The 16,654-nt window shown below is 69.3% G+C and carries 18 protein-coding genes and 1 pseudogene; 10 read left to right on the forward strand and 9 right to left on the reverse strand.

Annotated elements, in window-relative coordinates:
- The coding region (locus tag ON37_RS13705; RefSeq protein WP_040719652.1) for an SbcC/MukB-like Walker B domain-containing protein at positions 1-2,862 on the forward strand (2,862 nt) is incomplete at its 5' end.
- A 48-nt stretch (positions 2,863-2,910) separates the two neighbouring features.
- Here ON37_RS13705 and ON37_RS32930 read toward each other — a convergent pair.
- The gene (locus ON37_RS32930; protein WP_157171454.1) at positions 2,911-3,120 is read right to left on the reverse strand and encodes a hypothetical protein; all 210 of its coding nucleotides are present in this window, start codon (positions 3,118-3,120) and stop codon (positions 2,911-2,913) included.
- 511 nt (positions 3,121-3,631) lie between these two features.
- On the opposite strand from ON37_RS32930, the gene ON37_RS13715 reads away from it, so the two are divergent.
- On the forward strand, positions 3,632-4,549 hold the full coding sequence (locus ON37_RS13715; RefSeq protein WP_040719656.1) for an alpha/beta hydrolase fold domain-containing protein: 918 nt from the start codon (positions 3,632-3,634) through the stop codon (positions 4,547-4,549).
- Positions 4,550-4,556: 7 nt separating this feature from the next.
- Here ON37_RS13715 and ON37_RS13720 read toward each other — a convergent pair whose 3' ends face one another.
- From ON37_RS13720 to ON37_RS13730, 3 genes are all read right to left on the reverse strand, one after another.
- On the reverse strand, positions 4,557-5,000 hold the full coding sequence (locus ON37_RS13720) for an SRPBCC family protein (RefSeq protein WP_040719658.1): 444 nt from the start codon (positions 4,998-5,000) through the stop codon (positions 4,557-4,559).
- Positions 4,997-5,368 carry an ArsR/SmtB family transcription factor gene (locus ON37_RS13725; protein ID WP_040719660.1) on the reverse strand — a complete coding sequence of 124 codons (372 nt, stop codon included), beginning with the start codon at positions 5,366-5,368 and terminating at the stop codon, positions 4,997-4,999. The genes ON37_RS13720 and ON37_RS13725 overlap by 4 nt, the downstream gene beginning before the upstream one ends.
- Before the next feature lie 158 nt (positions 5,369-5,526).
- Positions 5,527-6,015: a M15 family metallopeptidase gene (locus ON37_RS13730; RefSeq protein ID WP_245553189.1), complete on the reverse strand. Its 489-nt coding sequence runs from the start codon at positions 6,013-6,015 to the stop codon at positions 5,527-5,529.
- A gap of 343 nt (positions 6,016-6,358) precedes the next feature.
- Here ON37_RS13730 and ON37_RS13735 point away from each other — a divergent pair, with 343 nt between their 5' ends.
- The gene (locus tag ON37_RS13735; RefSeq protein ID WP_040719663.1) at positions 6,359-6,586 is read left to right on the forward strand and encodes a hypothetical protein; all 228 of its coding nucleotides are present in this window, start codon (positions 6,359-6,361) and stop codon (positions 6,584-6,586) included.
- Between the two features lie 4 nt (positions 6,587-6,590).
- On the opposite strand, the pseudogene ON37_RS13740 reads toward ON37_RS13735, so the two are convergent.
- Positions 6,591-6,947: pseudogene (locus ON37_RS13740) on the reverse strand (fumarate hydratase C-terminal domain-containing protein); the annotation flags it as partial.
- Positions 6,948-7,106: 159 nt separating this feature from the next.
- Positions 7,107-7,472, reverse strand: a complete 366-nt coding sequence (locus tag ON37_RS13745; protein ID WP_040719667.1) for a nuclear transport factor 2 family protein — start codon at positions 7,470-7,472, stop codon at positions 7,107-7,109.
- Positions 7,473-7,559: 87 nt separating this feature from the next.
- Between ON37_RS13745 and ON37_RS13750 the strand changes: the two genes are divergently transcribed.
- On the forward strand, positions 7,560-8,354 hold the full coding sequence (locus tag ON37_RS13750; protein WP_051031568.1) for a helix-turn-helix domain-containing protein: 795 nt from the start codon (positions 7,560-7,562) through the stop codon (positions 8,352-8,354).
- Between the two features lie 114 nt (positions 8,355-8,468).
- On the opposite strand, the gene ON37_RS13755 is transcribed toward ON37_RS13750, so the two are convergent.
- Complete coding sequence (locus ON37_RS13755; protein WP_051031569.1) at positions 8,469-10,145, reverse strand: fumarate hydratase; 1,677 nt, start codon at positions 10,143-10,145, stop codon at positions 8,469-8,471.
- Positions 10,146-10,441: 296 nt separating this feature from the next.
- Between ON37_RS13755 and ON37_RS13760 the strand changes: the two genes are divergently transcribed.
- From ON37_RS13760 to ON37_RS13785, 6 genes are all read left to right on the forward strand, one after another.
- A complete protein-coding gene (locus ON37_RS13760) occupies positions 10,442-11,014 on the forward strand; it encodes a MarR family winged helix-turn-helix transcriptional regulator (protein WP_083892973.1) in 573 nt (190 codons plus the stop codon).
- A gap of 120 nt (positions 11,015-11,134) precedes the next feature.
- Positions 11,135-12,028 (forward strand): STAS domain-containing protein, encoded by an 894-nt coding sequence (locus ON37_RS13765; protein ID WP_040719670.1) that lies wholly within the window; start codon positions 11,135-11,137, stop codon positions 12,026-12,028.
- A gap of 15 nt (positions 12,029-12,043) precedes the next feature.
- On the forward strand, positions 12,044-12,418 hold the full coding sequence (locus ON37_RS13770; protein ID WP_040719672.1) for an STAS domain-containing protein: 375 nt from the start codon (positions 12,044-12,046) through the stop codon (positions 12,416-12,418).
- Positions 12,418-12,834: an ATP-binding protein gene (locus tag ON37_RS13775; protein WP_373282021.1), complete on the forward strand. Its 417-nt coding sequence runs from the start codon at positions 12,418-12,420 to the stop codon at positions 12,832-12,834. Before ON37_RS13770 ends, ON37_RS13775 begins: the two co-directional genes overlap by 1 nt.
- Positions 12,827-13,459 (forward strand): SpoIIE family protein phosphatase, encoded by a 633-nt coding sequence (locus ON37_RS13780; RefSeq protein ID WP_040719674.1) that lies wholly within the window; start codon positions 12,827-12,829, stop codon positions 13,457-13,459. Before ON37_RS13775 ends, ON37_RS13780 begins: the two co-directional genes overlap by 8 nt.
- Positions 13,460-13,529: 70 nt before the next feature.
- A complete protein-coding gene (locus ON37_RS13785; protein ID WP_040719676.1) occupies positions 13,530-15,842 on the forward strand; it encodes a SpoIIE family protein phosphatase in 2,313 nt (770 codons plus the stop codon).
- On the opposite strand, the gene ON37_RS34675 is transcribed toward ON37_RS13785, so the two are convergent.
- A complete protein-coding gene (locus tag ON37_RS34675) occupies positions 15,764-16,141 on the reverse strand; it encodes a DUF3618 domain-containing protein (RefSeq protein ID WP_083892974.1) in 378 nt (125 codons plus the stop codon). The two genes, ON37_RS13785 and ON37_RS34675, sit on opposite strands and share 79 nt — an antisense overlap.
- On the reverse strand, positions 16,138-16,581 hold the full coding sequence (locus ON37_RS13790; RefSeq protein ID WP_083892977.1) for a phage holin family protein: 444 nt from the start codon (positions 16,579-16,581) through the stop codon (positions 16,138-16,140). Before ON37_RS13790 ends, ON37_RS34675 begins: the two co-directional genes overlap by 4 nt.
- Positions 16,582-16,654 lie beyond the last annotated feature (73 nt).

Below are 16,654 nucleotides of genomic sequence, written 5' to 3' on the forward strand. Positions count from 1 at the left end.
GCGGTCGAACGCGCCGGCCACCACCGCGATGTGGCAACCGCCCAATTGGCGGAAGCCGAGGCGGCGGTGGCACTCGCGCGGGCGAATACCGCGGCGGCGCTGCGCGCGTGGTGGGACGCCCAGCGTGACCTGTACTCCCCCGTGGCGACCGGATTGTTCGACGCGCTCGATGCCGCACTGGCCGAGGCCGGCGGCGACGAGGCACCGCCGCTGGCGCAGGTGCTCGCCGAGCACACCGAACCGCTCACCGAGGCCCTTCGGGACCGGCGCCGCCAGGCCCGGGCGAGCGCCGAGGCGGCGCGGGAACGGATCGCCGCGCTGCGGAAAGAGCAGCAGGTGATCGCCGCCGAGCAGGACGACGCACCGCCGGCTCCGCGAGGCCGCGCCGACGACCGGGTGCGCCGTGCCGGGGCACCGCTGTGGCAGCTGGTGCGCTTCGCCGACGGGGTCGAGGCCGAGCGCGCGGCCGGGATCGAGGCGGCCCTGCAGGCCGCGGGACTGCTCGATGCCTGGGTGAGCGCGGGCGACCAATCGCCGCCGGATTCGGATACCGTGCTGGTCCCGCTGCCGGCCGCCGACCGCCCGGACGGACCGACGCTGGCGCAGGTATTGGTCGTGGAGGACGGAGTCGGCGACGGTTCCGGCTCATCGATCGGCGCCGTCCCCCGCACCCACCTCGAGGCGATTCTCGCCTCGATCGCGCTGGGCAACAACGACTCCCGATCCGACGAGGATCTGGTCGCGGTCGGCGACGATGGCACCTTCCGCCAAGGCGTGCAGCTTGGCCGCGACATCAAGCAGCACGCCGAATTCATCGGCGCCACCGCGCGCGCCCGGCGCCGGGAACGGCGGGTGGCGGAGCTGACCGCCGAGATCGCGGCCGTCGAGCAGGCGGAGCAGAGTGCCCGTGCGGAGGCCGAGGAGGCCTCGGCGCAGTTGGCCGGGCTGGCGGCGGCCGCCAAGGACTTGCCGCGCAGCAGTGCGGTGACCGCGGCCCTGCGCGCCGTCTCCGAGGCAGGGGGTGTCCTGCGCTCGCACACCGAGGCGGTCGCACACGCCGAACACGACCTGGATCAGGCGGTGGCCGCCTGGACCGCCGCGGACAAAAAGGTCCGCACGGTGGCCGCGGCTCACAACGCCCCCCGCGACGCCGCGGAACTCGATGCGCTGGCCGCGGCGGTCCGGCATTTCGAGACCACCGGCACCGCGCTGCTCCGGCTGCGCGGCGACCAGCAGCGCGAGGCCGAACGCGCGCGCGAGGCGAACGATCGGCTGGCCGAATCCCGCGATCTGGCCGAGGCGTTCGCCGAGGAGGCGGAGGCGGCCCGCGCCGGCTACGAGGAGCAGTTGCGCAAACTCGAGACGCTGCGCGAGGCGCTGGGCGCCGATGCCGCCGATATCGACCGCGAACTTGAGCAGGCCCGCGAGCGGATCGACGCCGCGCGCGCCGAACAGCGCGCCGCGCGCAAAGCCGCGGCCGAGGCGATCGAAGCGGTCGGGTCGGCCGAGGGCGCGTACCGTGCGGCGCACGAGGCCCTGGGCACCGCGTTGACCGAACTGCTCACCGATGTGCGACAACTGGCGCCGTACGCCCGGCCGGATCTGCTGGCGCTGCTGGGGGCGCCCACCGACAGCCGCTGGCCGAGTTCGGAGGCGGCCTGGTCGACGGCCGATCAGCTGCTGTATCGCATCGAATCCGGCGGACCCGACGCCGACACTGCGGTGCTGCCGCCCGAGGTCCGGGAACTGTTCGACAACCTCGATGCGGCAACGACATCGGTGCGCGCCGGGGAGGCCGCCCGGAAATCCACCCGCAGCGCGGTGACCGCGGCGCTGCAGGAATTCGACGCCGCCCTCGCCTCCGCCCGTCAGGACTATCGGTTGCAGTGGGATGCGGCCGACGGACTCACGGTGGTGCAGGTGCACGACGATCAGGGTGTCGCCACGCTGGCCGATTTCGCCGAGCGGATCGCGGCCGCCCGGGCCGACCAGGAATTGCTGCTCACCGATGCCGAACGTCGAATCCTCGAGGACGCGCTGCTCACGGGTCTGGCGCAGCAGATTCACGAGCGTACCTGCGATGCCCGCGATCTGATCGCGCGCATGGGCGCGGAGATGAAGCAGCGGCGGATGTCGTCGGGCAACACGATCGGGGTGCACTGGGTGCTGGCCGACAATCTGTCGGAGTCGGCGCGTGCGGTGTGCAAGTTGCTCGACCGCGCCGCCGCCGACCTCGGACCGGACGAATTGGCCACGGTGCGTGCGCATTTCGCCGCCGAGATCCGCGCCGCGCGTGCCGCGCATCCGGAACGTTCGTATCCGGAGATCTTGGCCACGACCCTGGACTATCGCACCTGGCGGGTGTTCTCGTTCACTCTGGTGACCGCCGACGGGTCCGAGGATCGATTGACCGTGGCCCGCCACAGCGCGCTCTCCGGCGGCGAACAGTCGGTATCGCTGCATCTTCCGCTGTTCGCCGCCGCCCACGTGATGCTGGATTCGGCCGATCCCCAGGCACCCCGACTGTTGGCGCTGGACGAGGCGTTCGCCGGTGTCGACGACAACGGCCGCAGCGAATTGCTGGGTCTGTCGGTCGATTTCGATCTGGATCTGTTCATGACCGGTTACGACCTGTGGATCACCTACGATCACGTCCCGGCCTGTGCGCATTACGACCTCGCGCATTCGGCGGCGGAGAACACGGTCAGCGCCACGCTGCTGGTCTGGGATTCGTCGGCGCTGCTGGCCGAACACGACGGTTCCGACCTGACCACCGCTCTGGGTTCGCCCAACCGCCGCCGCACTCCGCACACGGTGGAGGGCGGGATCACCTTCGACGAAGCCCTCGAAACCGCGGGCTGAACGCGACGCTCGCGGGGCGAGCGGCCGTCGTGCGGCCGCTGACGCTGATCAGTTGTCGCCGAAGGTGATCGACAGCGAATCCGGATCGCCGGGGGCGACGACCACGGTCAGCGGCGGATCCGGGATGGGCCGGTCGGTTCCGGCATAACCGAGCCAGCCGGTGCCGACGAATACCGCGACCAGCAGTGCGGTGGGCAGTTCCAGCAGCAACCACCCGGCCGGAATCGAGGACAGTCCGGTCTCGGGAACCAGCTGCACGGTGGGGATGCCGGCACCGCCGCGGGCGGTACCGCACGGGGGCAGTGCCGGATTCCCGCGTGGCCGTACCGTCGCGCCGTGCCGGCCCGCCGTCCGGCATCCGGATCCTGCCCACGGTCCGGCGGTCGCCGACCCGACCCGCCGCACCGGAACCCGCCCTCGCACCCGAACCTCCATCGTTTCGAGCGTCCCGGCCGTTTGCCGGGATACCGCCAGGCCCCAGATTGCCCCATCCGCCACTGCGCCACACCGGTTATGGGCAGGACATTCGGCGTGTCTCTCCAAGTTTGCCGGGTACCGGTCGGTCGGCCGCCACTCGGTCGCATCCGGCGAACCGCCGGCCGGTCCCCCTCACCTGCGCGTTCCACCAATGGTTGTGCCGGACAAGCGGTTCGGTTGTTTGCCATTCGCGGACTCGTTCGGTTGCCTGTTCTCGGTCACCACCCGGTGATCGGCGGGTTCGGACGACTCGTCCGACCGCTGCGCGGGGCCGCCTCGGAACAGGAGATATATGAAAATCGGGCTGAAGGCGCTGATCGACGACAAGCTCGCGGCGCACGCCGAGCAGAGCCGGGCGTTCGAGGCGGCCGCGGGACCCGCGGCAGGACCGAGGACCGTCGATGAACTCCGGCAGGTCCGGGCCAGGGATGCGGCGGCGACCCGGCCCGGCGGGCGGGCCGTGTGTCATGTCGCCGAGGTGGGCGGTCGGCGTGTACCCGTGCGGATCACCGTTCCGCGCGACGGCCGGATCCGAGGCGCCTGCCTCGATATTCACGCCGGAGGTTTCTACCTCGGCTCGGCGGCGAGCAACGACGGCCGTAACGCCGATCTGGCCGATGCCGCCGGGGTGGCGGTGGTGAGCGTCGATTACCGGCTGGCACCGGAGGATCCGTGGCCCGCGGCGCCCGACGATTGCGAAACCGCCGCGCTGTGGCTGCTGGCGCAGGCCGAATCCCGGTTCGGCACACCAACATTCGTCATCAACGGGGCGTCGGCCGGGGCCACCCTGGCCACCACTACCCTGCTCCGGCTGCGGGACCGAGGTCCGGCCTTCCGGTGCGCCGGCGCGGTATTGCAGTTCGGCGCCTACGACCTGAGCGGCCGATCACCCGGCGGGCGGCTGTACGCCGACGAGTACTTCATTCAGGCCTACGCGGGCCATGTCGCCGACCGCACCCACCCCGACATCTCTCCGCTGTACGCGGATCTGCGCGACCTACCGCCGACCCTGCTGATGGTCGGCGCCCGCGACGTCCTGCTCGAGGACAATCTGGCGATGGCCGCCCGGCTGTCCGCCGCCGGCAACGACGTGGACATACGAGTCTACCCGGAGTCCGGCCACGCCTTCACCTTTCGCCCCACCACGATGGCGGCCACGGCGGCCGGGAACATCGCGGCGTGGGTCACCGATCGGCTGCCGGATGCCTAGCCGGGAACTACTGTTCGGCGAGCAGGGTGGCCAGGGCGGCGTGGATACCGGACCAGCCCTTCGACATCATGGCGCGGACTCGCTGCGCCATGGCGTCGTCGGGGTCGAAGCCCGTGTGGGTGAACAGGATTCGGGTGCCGTCGCCCTCCGGCTCGAGCTGCCAGGTGATCACCCACCCGGTTTCGCGGTCGGATTCGGCATCGTTCCAGGTCATGCTGAGCCGCTTCGGCGCGATCGCCTCGAGGACCGTCGCGTCGACCGTGCCGGAGAAGCCGACGCCGGGCATGGCGGGGGTCTGCATGCGGAAGGTCGTGCCCGCGACCGGCCGGAAGCCGGTCGCGGGCATCAGCCAGCGGCCCAACAACTCCGGGTCGGTGAGCACGCGCCACACCTGCTGCGGCGGGTACGGCGAGAACTGGTCGAGTTCGATGGTCGAGAGATCGTCGTTCATCGGTCGGATTCCGTTTCGTTCGCGGGGTTTTCGTTGTCGTCCAGGGTGGCGACGAGGTCACCCAGGGCGCGCAGTCGCTGCCGCCAGAACCGCTCGAACGGGCTGAGCCAGAACTGCAACTCGTGCAGTGGCTCCGGTTCGATCCGGTAGTAGCGGTAGCGGCCACGCTTGTCCTCGGCGACCAGGCCGCTGTCGCGCAGCACCTTCAGGTGCTCGGACACGCTGGGCCGGGTCATATCGAACCGCTCGGCGATGGCCTGTACGGTCTGTTCCCCATCCAGCAGCAGATCCAGGATTTCCCGCCGGGTCGGATTGGCCAGGGCCGTGAACACCTGGTCGGCCGGACCGGCCTCGAGCCTACGCACCATGCCCCGACAATAGGTAGGAAATCACCTACCTGTCAAGGGTAGGAAGATTCCTACCTGTCTAGGTCTCGGAGTCCGCGCGGGCCACGCCCTGCCCGAAAAGACCGCTCCTTACCACCGCGGCAGCCGCCCACTGCCCAGGATCGAGAGCCGACTGAGAATCAGTCCCGCGGCCGCACGCCGGCATCGGGCCAGCGGGGCGGGCAGGTGCCGCCGGGTACCGTCCGGATCTCGAAGTGCCAATATTCGTTGTCGAAGGTGCGGCACAGGCCCCAGCGATTTCCGTTGTCCTCCAACCACTGAGCGCCCTCGCGCGGACCCACGTCGATCGCCTTGCCGGTGACGTGCGTGGATTCGTCGGGCGGAAGCACCCACTGCCGGGCGGCCTCCGGGCTGCCGTAGGTGGCGATGCCCTGCTGCCACAGCTGTTCCTGCTCGTCTCGGGTCCGGTGTCCCGACACGATCCACAGCGGCACGCCCTGCTCGTGCGCCTGCCGTTCGGCCAGGCTGTAGGCGCCGGCCAGGACGGGATCGAGACCCTCGGTGCCGGCGGCCGAGCCGGACTCGGCGGGCTCGGCGAAGACGGGTGCGGCCGCTCCGGCCAGGGCCACACCGACCGCCATCACTGGTCCAGCAAGTCCTCGCAGCATGCCCGCGATCGTAACCAGCGACCCGTCCTGCGCCGCGCATCCGGTCGGCCGCGCCGCCGGCGAGGCCGGCGACCAGGGGTGAGATGCCCGGTCAGATGGCCTGGTAGACCGCCGCGACGAGATCGAAGGCGCGCCGATCGCCCGCGAGCCAGTCGCGGCGCAGATTCGGCACCTGCACTCCCGTCACGACAGAATTAGAACACGTTCCAAAATTTTCGGGGCGGGAACGTGGACGCGCCTGTCCGGCCGTGCCCCTGGCGTGTCGGTGGGCAGCGGCCGAGCCGGCACCCGATAGCGTGCGAAGCGGTCGTGTGCCCGGTCGCCCTACGACGAGGAGGCAGTGATGGCTCTTCCGCTCACCGCGAATACGCTGGTGCCCTTGGCCGCGGCGCTCGGCGCCAGCGCGCTGGTCGCACTGGCCACCCGGGCGCCGAGCCGGACCCGGCGGATCCCGGCCCACGCCGACGAGCTGACCCGGCGTCGACTGGTACGCCAAGGCGGCGTCGCCTCGACCGGAAGGCACCGGGCCGCCCGGGCCAAGGCGCGTTTCGGCGTGGTCGTCCCGCGTTGACGCTTCATCCCCGGGGCCGCGCCGGACGGCCGGCCCGGGCAAGCACTCGGACTCGTTCCTCGGAGCGGGTGCGCACCCGCAGCGCGATCGGTTTCTGCGTTTCGGCGAAGAAATCGTTGCCCTTGTCGTCCACCACGATGAAGGCCGGGAAATCCTCGACCTCGATCTTCCAGACCGCTTCCATGCCGAGCTCCGGATATTCCAGGACCTCGACGTTCTCGATGCAGTCCAGGCCAGGCGGGCCGCCGATGGAACCGAGGTAGAATCCGCCGTGTTCCATGCACGCCTTGGTGACCTGCGCGGAGCGGTTGCCCGCGGCGAGCATGACGAACGACCCGCCGGCGCCCTGGAACTGCCCGATTACGACGGGGTTCCCGGCTCGGGGATCACAGCCACACCACCGACCACCTCATCGGCCGGACTGCGGTAGGCCACCGCCGAGCCGGGTACGGGCCTTGCCCGCTCCGTGCAACGGAGAAGCGGTTCGGCTCGGCATCCGTCGCGCAGACCAGGTACTGATTCAGAACATTCCGTTGGGGATCTGATCCGGATCCGGAACGGGCTGGACCACATCCCAATGCTCGACGATCCGCCCGTCCTCGAGCCGCCAGATGTCCACGACGGCGACATCGGGCTCATCACCGCCGGGTGACATCCGGTAATGCAGCACCACGTAGTCATCCTCGGCGATGACTCGCACGAGTTCGAGAGCCGCGCCGGCGACCGGGGCGGTGGTGATGAATTCGATGAAATCGTCACGCCCGCTGGGGTTTCCGGGGCTGTGTTCGATGAAGTTCTCGTGCAGCAGCGTGCGGAGCACGTCGACATTTCCTGCCGCGAACTCTCGGAATCCGTCGACGACGAGTTGCTTGTTCGTTCTGTCCATGGGACGACTGTCGCGGACGTGCGCGGTGCGCGTCGATTACATGCCATGTAATGGCGGCGGCGCGCGGTGATCGAGCAGACTCTGGGCATGACGAGCGACCGGACGATCGGAGAACTGCTGCGCGAATGGCGGCACCGCAGTCGCTTGAGTCAGCTGGACCTGGCGATTCAGGCGGAGGTGTCGCCGCGCCACATCAGCTTCGTCGAGACGGGTCGCACGATTCCCAGCAGCGCGATGGTCCTTCATCTTGCCGAGCAGCTCGGTGTGCCGTTGCGGGAACGCAATCGGCTGCTCGTCGCCGCCGGGCATGCGCCGGTGTTCCGCGACCATCCCTTGCCCGATCCTGATCTGGCCCGCGTGCGCGAAACGGTCCAGCAAGTATTGCTGGGGCACGAACCGTATCCGGCGCTCGCGGTGGATCGTCGATGGAATCTGTTGGCGGCCAACAGCGCCGTCGACGTATTCCTGCAAGGAGCCGATCCGGCGCTGCTGACGCCGCCGATCAACATGATGCGCGTGGGGCTGCATCCGGACGGGCTGGCGCCGAGACTCCGCAACCTGGAACATGTGCGCGGGTACCTGCTCCCCCGGCTCGCCCGTCAGGCTGCGCGCACGGGCGATCCGCACCTGCACGCGTGGTACGAGGAACTGGCGGAATTCGGTCCCACACTTGAGCCTTCACCTCCCGACCCCACCGACATCGCGCTGCCCATCCGGATCGCGCATCGCGGGACCGAACTGTGCTTGGTCAACACGGTGACCACGTTCGGCGCGGCCTTCGACATCACGCTGGACGAGATCGCCATCGAAGCCTATTTCCCCGCCGATCTCGCGACCCGCCGATTCTTCCGGACGAACGGAACGTGCGCCGATTCGCCGTAGCCGATTCCCGTCCGAGGCTCGGGCCCGCCCGCCGAGGCGGCAGGGGCCCTCGCAGTCCCCTTCAGCCACTGATGACTGCCCGGGCCGCTGTCGACAGCGGCCCGGGCAGTTACTTCAGACCCGCTCTTTGGAGCGCGTCCGCACGCGCAGCGCGATCGGCTTCTGCGTTTCGGCGAAGAAATCGTTGCCCTTGTCGTCCACCACGATGAAGGCCGGGAAATCCTCGACCTCGATCTTCCAGACCGCTTCCATGCCGAGCTCCGGATATTCCAGGACCTCGACGTTCTTGATGCAGTCCAGGGCCAGGCGGGCGGCGGGGCCGCCGATGGAGCCGAGGTAGAACCCGCCGTGCTCCTTGCACGCCTTGGTCACCTGCGCCGAACGGTTGCCCTTGGCGAGCATGACGAACGACCCGCCGGCGGCCTGGAACTGGTCGACGTAGGAGTCCATGCGGCCGGCGGTGGTCGGACCGAACGAACCGGACGCGTAACCCTCGGGGGTCTTGGCGGGGCCGGCGTAGTAGACGGCCATATCGCGCAGGTACTGCGGCATCGGTTCGCCGGCGTCGAGGCGTTCCTTGATCTTGGCGTGCGCGATATCGCGGGCGACCACCAACGGGCCGGTCAGCGACAGCCGGGTCTTGACCGGATACTTCGACAGCTCCGCGCGGATCTCCGACATCGGCCGGTTCAGGTCGATCTTCACCACGTCGCCGCCGAGGATCTCGTCGGTCTGCTCCGGAAGATATTGCGCGGGTTCGCGTTCCAGCTGCTCGAGGAAGACGCCCTCGGGAGTGATCTTGGCCAGCGCCTGCCGGTCGGCCGAACACGACACCGCGATCGCGACCGGGCAACTGGCGCCGTGGCGCGGCAGCCGGATCACGCGCACGTCGTGGCAGAAGTACTTACCGCCGAATTGCGCGCCGATACCGAAGGACTGGGTCAGTTTGAAGACCTCCTCCTCCAATTCCAGATCGCGGAAGCCGTGCGCGGCCATCGACCCCTCGGTCGGCATGGTGTCGAGGTAGTGCGCGGAGGCGTATTTCGCCGTCTTCAACGCGAATTCGGCGCTGGTGCCGCCGATCACGACGGCCAGGTGATACGGCGGGCAGGCGGCGGTGCCGAGCGAACGGATCTTCTCGTCGAGGAATTCGAGCATCCGCGTCGGATTCAGAATGGCCTTGGTCTCCTGGTACAGGAACGACTTGTTCGCCGATCCGCCACCCTTGGCCATGAACAGGAACTTGTACGCGGGGTGCCCGGGATCGCCTGCGGTGGAATACAACTCGACCTGCGCGGGCAGATTCGATCCGGTGTTCTTCTCGTCCCACATCGTGAGCGGGGCGAGCTGCGAATAGCGCAGATTCAGCTTCGTGTAGGCGTCGAATACGCCGCGCGAGATCCATTCCGCGTCGTCCACGCCGGTCAGTACGCCCTCGGACTTCTTACCCATGACGATCGCGGTGCCGGTGTCCTGGCACATCGGCAGAATGCCACCCGCGGAGATGTTGACGTTCTTCAACAGGTCCAGGGCGACGAAGCGGTCGTTACCGGAGGATTCCGGATCGTCGATGATCTTGCGCAACTGGGCCAGATGCGCCGGGCGCAGATAGTGGCTGATGTCGTGCATCGCCTCGGCGGTCAGCAGCCGCAGCACGTCGGGCTCGACCTGGAGGAAGGTGCGGCCCCCGGCCTCGAATGTGCTCACGCCCTCGGTGGTCAGCAACCGGTAGGGGGTGTCGTCGGCTCCGATGGGCAGCAGATCCGAATAGCGGAACTCAGGCGCGGTCACGAATCGCACTCCTTGTGTGTCTGCGGGTGCACTCGGCCGCACGGGTCCCTCGCGATCGGCCGAAACAACGATCCGACTCTAATCAGAGCACCGCACGCCTCCGAGGCCAGGCCAGCCTAATCTTCATTGCCGATCGCAAAGGTTGCACCTTCAATATGGTGGGTGTAGGTGTCGATCCCATATGGCGACTACGGGTATCGGCAGGGGCGATCCGCTGTCGCCGGCAGGCGCGACATCGACTGTCTCCGACAGCGGGAAGGCAATAGCATGACCACGCACAGACCTGGAGAGGAATCGTGACCGAACCCCGTTGGCTCGACGATCTCGAAACGCGTGCCTGGCTGGGCTTCGTATTCACCCGTGATCTCATCGCGGCCGCCGTCGGCCGCGACTCGCTACGGACCTCCAATCTCACCTACGTCGAATACACCGTGCTCGCCCGGCTCGCCGACGCCCCCGATCACCGGCGCAGTTTCGCCGAATTGGCCGCGGTGCTGGAGTGGTCGCAGAGCCGCCTCTCCCATCAGATCACCCGGATGGAGAAGCGCGGCCTGGTCGCGCGCGAGGCGATCCCCGACGACGCCCGGCGCACCGCGGCGGTGCTGACCGCCAAGGGCGCCGAGGTGCTGGCCACCGCCGCCCCCGCCCACGTCGACAGCGTCCGGCGGCACATGATCGACGTACTCGACCGCGACCAGCTCGCCGCCCTGGCCGACATCTACGACACCCTGCTCACCCACCACCGCGCACCAGGATCCCGGGGCGAGGGATGTATCGATCACCGCGGCCCCGGCGGGCCGGTTCGGACCGAACCGATCCGCACCCCGGTCGACGACGTGGCCGAACACACACCCCGGTCGCGTGTTTGATTTGTTCACCAGCGGGTACCGGGTAAGACTAGGCTCGACTGCGGCGCCACGACGGCGGCCGCGACCGAGCCACCACCGACCAGTAACCGACCTACCCTTACGAGAGGGGCAGGAGTTTCCATGTCCGACGTGTCCATCGGCCTCTCGCCGGATTCTCTGCCGACAGGCCCGGTCGACAACCTGCTGCCGCAACTGGTCGAACACCTGCGTCAGAACCGCACCGAACTGCGCGAGGAATGGGCCCGCCGCATCACCGACGCCCAGTTGCTCACCGCGATGACGCCGGAGGAGGTCTTCTCCGAGGCCACCTCGATCTACGACAACTACGTCGAGGTGCTCGAGACCGGTAGCGTCGAGGCATTGCAGGCCTATGCCCGCGATCTGTCCGAACGCATCATCCCGCGGGGCGTCGAGACCGACGAGGTCGTCGGGATCGTGCTGCTGCTGCGAGATGTGCTGGCCCGCAGCCTGTTCGAGAAGTACCAATCGGACTTCGAACTGCTCAAGAACGTGCTCGACGCCTACGAGCCCGCCGCCAACCGGATCGCCAACACCGTGGCCATCTCCTTCGTGCAGGAGCGCGAACGCGTCATCCGCCAGCAGCAGGAGGCGATTCGCGAGCTGTCGACCCCGGTGCTGCAGGTGCGTGAGCAGCTGCTGATCCTGCCGATCATCGGTGTGCTGGATTCCCAGCGCGCACGGCAGTTGACCGAACAGCTGCTGCGGGCCATCCGGGCCAACCGCGCCAAGGTCGTCGTCATCGACATCACCGGTGTGCCGATGATCGACTCCACGGTGGCCAACCACCTGGTGCAGACCGTCGACGCGTCCGGCCTGATGGGCGCCAACGTGATCATCACCGGTCTGTCCTCGGAGATCGCGCTGACCCTGGTCACCATCGGCCTCGATCTGACGAAGATGAACGCCGTCGGTGACCTGCAGGGCGGAATCGAAGAGGCGGAGCGACTTCTCGGCTATGAGATCTCGCGACTGACCGAACGCGACGGACGTTAGTCGAGGCGCGCGCCCATGCCGGTACCCATTCTGAAACAGGGCACCTACCTCATCGCGTCCGTCCAGTCGGCGCTCACCGACGCCGATACCGAACGCCTGCAGGACGACTTGATGACCTACGTCAGCAAGTATCGTGCCCAGGGCATCATCGTCGACGTCACCGCGATCGATGTGATGGACTCCTTCGCCGCGCGGTCGCTGCGTACCATCGCCCATATGACCAAGCTGCGCGGCGCGGAGACGGTCATCGTCGGCCTGCAGCCCGAAGTCGCGTTCGCGATGGTGCAGCTCGGTCTGACGTTCGAGGACATGCATACCGCTCTGGACCTCGAGGAAGGGCTGGCCTGGCTCAACAGACAGCTGCCCAACGGCCGGCGAGACGGTCGGTGATCGTGGCCTCCGACAACGTGGTGATCGCGGTGAAGGTGTCCGGCGACATCGTGACCGCGCGTCAGGCAGGGCGGGAACTCGCGGCCGAGCTGGGTTTCACGTTGACCGACATCACCATGATCTCCACCGCGATCTCGGAGGTCGCCCGCAATATCACCAGTTACGCGGGCACCGGCGAGATCCGGGTGACGGTACAGGAACGGGAGGGCCGCCGGGCCCTGGTCGTCCAGGCCCAGGACCAGGGGCCGGGAATTCTGGACATCCCGCGGGCGCTCGAGGACGGCTATTCCACCGGCCGCGGGCTCGGGCTGGGACTGCCGGGAGCTCGCCGGCTGATGGACCGATTGATCGTGGAATCGGCGCCCGGACAGGGAACGCTGGTGGAGATGTGGAAGTGGGTACCCGCCGGTGCATGAGGACGGATCGGTCGGCACCGTGGAATGGGCGGTCGCGGGGCGGGCGCTTCCGGGCCAGCGGGTCTCCGGCGATCGGTCGGTGGTACTCGACGCCGGCGACGGGTCGGTGTTGTTCGCGGTGCTCGACGGCCTCGGTCACGGGTCCGCTGCCGCCGACGCCGCCGATCGCGCGGCCCAGGTGCTCGCCGACAATCGGGCCGAACCCCTGGATGTGCTGATGGTGCTGTGCCATCGCGCGATGGCCGACACCCGCGGCGCCGCGGTCTCGCTGGTGCTGTTCTCCGGCGACGACCAGTTGCAGTGGCTGGGGGTCGGCAATGTCGAATCCCGGCTGGTCGCCATCGGCCCCGGCAAACCCGCGGTGCGCGCGACCGCATTGCTCACCGGTGGCATCGTCGGCTATCGGCTGCCGCCGAATCTGCAGACCCAGACCGTCGCGATCCGACCCGGCGACGTGCTGCTGATGTCGACCGACGGCATCGCCAGCGATTTCGTCGACACGCTGGATCTGGCCAAGCCCGCGGGCGAGATCGCCGACGACATCCTGCGCCGCTACGTCAAGGACACCGACGACGCCCTGGTGCTCGCCGCCCGCCATCGCGGCCCCTCGGCGGGTGCCTCGTGACCGCCGGTCCCCGGACTCGCGCATACCGCACGCGGACAGATCCGGACCGAGCGATCCGGGAGCGGGTCCGATGAGTGCGGTACTGGCCGCATTTCGCGAGGCCTATGCGAACGCGCTTCGGTTGCATATGGATTCGCCGACGCAGAACACGCTCGCGGAGGGGTACGAACTGGGGCGCCGGGCCCTGGTCGAGGGCGTCAGCATCCTGGATCTGACCGAACACCACTTCCGGCTGCTCGACGAAGAGGGGCTCGTCGCGAGTTCCGCACCGGCGCAACCGAATCCCGACGCCGGGCCGCGCGCACAGGCGGCACTGGAATTCCTGCTGCAGACCCTGGCCGCGCTCGACGTGGCCACGCGCGGCTTTCTCGACAGCACCCGCAGCTACGAACTGCAGCGGTTGCGTGCCGAGGACCTCGAGGGCCGCGACGCCTTCCGCACCGCGCTCGTCGAATCGCTGCAGGACGGATTCTTCGTCGCCGCCGCCGACGGCACCATCACCGAGGTGAACTCCGGCTTCGGCGCGCTGACCGGCTACGGCCCCGAAACCGCGCCCTATCCCCTGCCACATCCCTGGACCGACGACGCCGAGGCCCGGTATCCCGCCCTGGGCACCGTGGCGGCCCGCTTCGTGATGCCGGCCCGCCACCGCGACGGCCGCCGGGTGTGGCTGGCCGTCAGCACGTCCTCACTGCGCAATCCCGAGGACGACGAACGGATCTTCGTCGGCACCATTCGCGATGTCACCGCCGAACACGATGCACAGGCACGCGATCAGGCGGTCTCCCGGCTCGCCACCGCCGTCGGCGCCGCCACCAGCGTGGCGGAGGTGCTCGCGGTGGGGCTAGAGGAGCTGCGCCGGGCCATCGGCGCCGAAACGGCCGTGGTGTCGGTGTGGGCGAATCGCCAGACCGCGCCGGAGATGTACGTGTCGGGTCCGGTGGCCGGGACCGAAACCGATTCGGCTCCTGCGTCTTCCGGCTCGCCGGCGGGTGACTCCGGCGGTGCGGCGGTATCGCGCCAGGTGCTCGACGCACGGGCCCGGGCACTGCTCGACCGCACCCGGATGCGACCGCATCGGGCCATGTTCGCCATCCCCGAGGGCGCGGCGCGCTCCGAGGGCATCGTGGCGCCGCTGGGCGAGACCGGTGACGCCGCGCTGTGGGTGCGCTTCGCGGCGCCGCGCGCAATCAGCCCGGGCGACTGGTCGCTGTTCTCGCTGCTGGTCGGACATCTCAGTCTCGCGGTCCAGCGGGCCCGCAACTTCGATCAGGCGCGGTCGACCTCATTGACGCTGCAGCGTGCGATGCTGGGTCCCATCGAGCTGCCGCCCGGTTTCGCGGTGCACTACGAACCCGCGTTACCACCGCTGGAGATCGGCGGCGACTGGTACGACGTGGTCAAGCTGCGCGACGGCACGCTCGGCGTGGTCGTCGGCGACTGCGTGGGGCGTGGTCTGTCCGCCGCGGTGGTGATGGGCCAATTACGCACGGCCGCACAGGCTCTGCTGCTGCGGGGTGCGGGGCCGGCCCAGCTGCTGGCCGAACTGGACGCGGTGGCCGCGCGCATTCCCGGCGCCATGTGCACGACCGTGTGCGCGGCGATCCTGGATCCGGTGCGGGGGCTGGTCCGCTATTCGAGTGCCGGCCATATGCCGCCGGTGCTGGCCGCACCGGATCGGACCGGACGATTGCTCGAGGGTGGTCGGGCGGTGCCGCTCGCGACCTTCGACATTCCGCAGCGACCCGAGGCCACCACCGCGATCGAACCCGGGTCGACGCTGGTGCTGTTCACCGACGGCCTGGTCGAACAGCGCGGTATCGACATCGATATTCGCTTCGACCAGCTGGCGGATGAATTGTCCGGTGCCGCAACACATCTACCGCGGGAGGTGGCCGACGCCGTGCTGTCGCGGCTGCGCCCGGACGCGGGCTACGACGACGACATCGCGATGGTGGTCTACCGGCAGCCGCCGCGGCCGCTGCGGCTCGACGTTCCGGCCGAACCGCGGCGGCTGGCCGAACTGCGCCGTGCGCTGACCGGGTGGCTGGCGGCGGCAGCGGTCGGACACGATCTGGCCGCCGATCTGGTGGCCGCCGCCAACGAGGCCTGCACCAACAGCATCGAACACGCGTACCCGCACGATCGGGCCGGCCATGTGGAACTGACGGCCGAATGCGTCGGCGGGACAGTGTGTATCGAGGTCGTCGACTCCGGAACCTGGCGCCCGCTACCGGAGGACCCCGGCAACCGCGGCCGCGGACTGGCGATGATGCGGGCGCTCACCGACGAGATGGCGATCGATCACACCGGCGGCGGCACCCGGGTGCGGCTCACGGCCGAGCTGCCCTCGGTCACCTTCTCGGCTGCCAGCCGCGTCTGACCGCAGCGCGGCCCGGGCTCGCAGTGCGAGCACAAGTCACGCCGAGCGCGCTCGGCGCACCACCCAGACGATCGTGAGGAGCGTCGCCGCGCCGATGGCCAGGGTATCGCATTCTCCTGCGCCCGGGCACCGGCCCGCTGCGCGTTGTCCTGAGCGGAGTGGGCCGCGCGGTGCATGCGGTCGCGCGTCCGGGTGGCGACGTCGAGTCGCTCGCTCAGCGCCTCGACCGATCGGCCCAGTTCGGCCCGCGTCCGGTCCCGGTCGCGGCGCAACTGCTCCACCTCGGCCGGGCCGCTCACCGCCGGCCCCGTTCCTTGATCATCGTCAGGTCCTGCCGGACATCGGCCACCGCATGCTCCGGCACCGGCGGCGTGCCCTTGCGGATATTCGCACGTCCGGCCAGACCGAACAGCCCGGCCAGTGCGCACAGCGCCCCGGCGACGATCAGCGCGGCACCCCACGCGGGCACCACCAGGGCCAGCGCCAGGATGGCCGCCGCCACGAAGGCGCCGAGAGCCGCGAGGGCGAGAACGGCCGCCGCGCCACCCAGCCCGGCGCCGGCGCCCAGCCGCTTGGCCTTGCCCTGCGCCTCCGCGGCCGCCAGCCTCATCTCCTCGCGCACCAGCCGGCTCAGTTGCTCACTCGCGGTGCCGACCAATTCGGCGACCGTGGCGGATTCCTGAGGTCGCGCGGCGCCGGATCGGGCGGTGCCGGGTCGGGCAGTGTCGATATGTGACATCTCGAACCACTCCTCCGGGTCGGTGATCGGGTGCGGAGGGCCGCTCACGGCGCGGCCTGCCGCACACTCCGGT

Origin of the sequence: Nocardia veterana NBRC 100344, from assembly GCF_000308855.1 — a bacterium.
GTDB classification, from domain to species: domain Bacteria; phylum Actinomycetota; class Actinomycetes; order Mycobacteriales; family Mycobacteriaceae; genus Nocardia; species Nocardia veterana.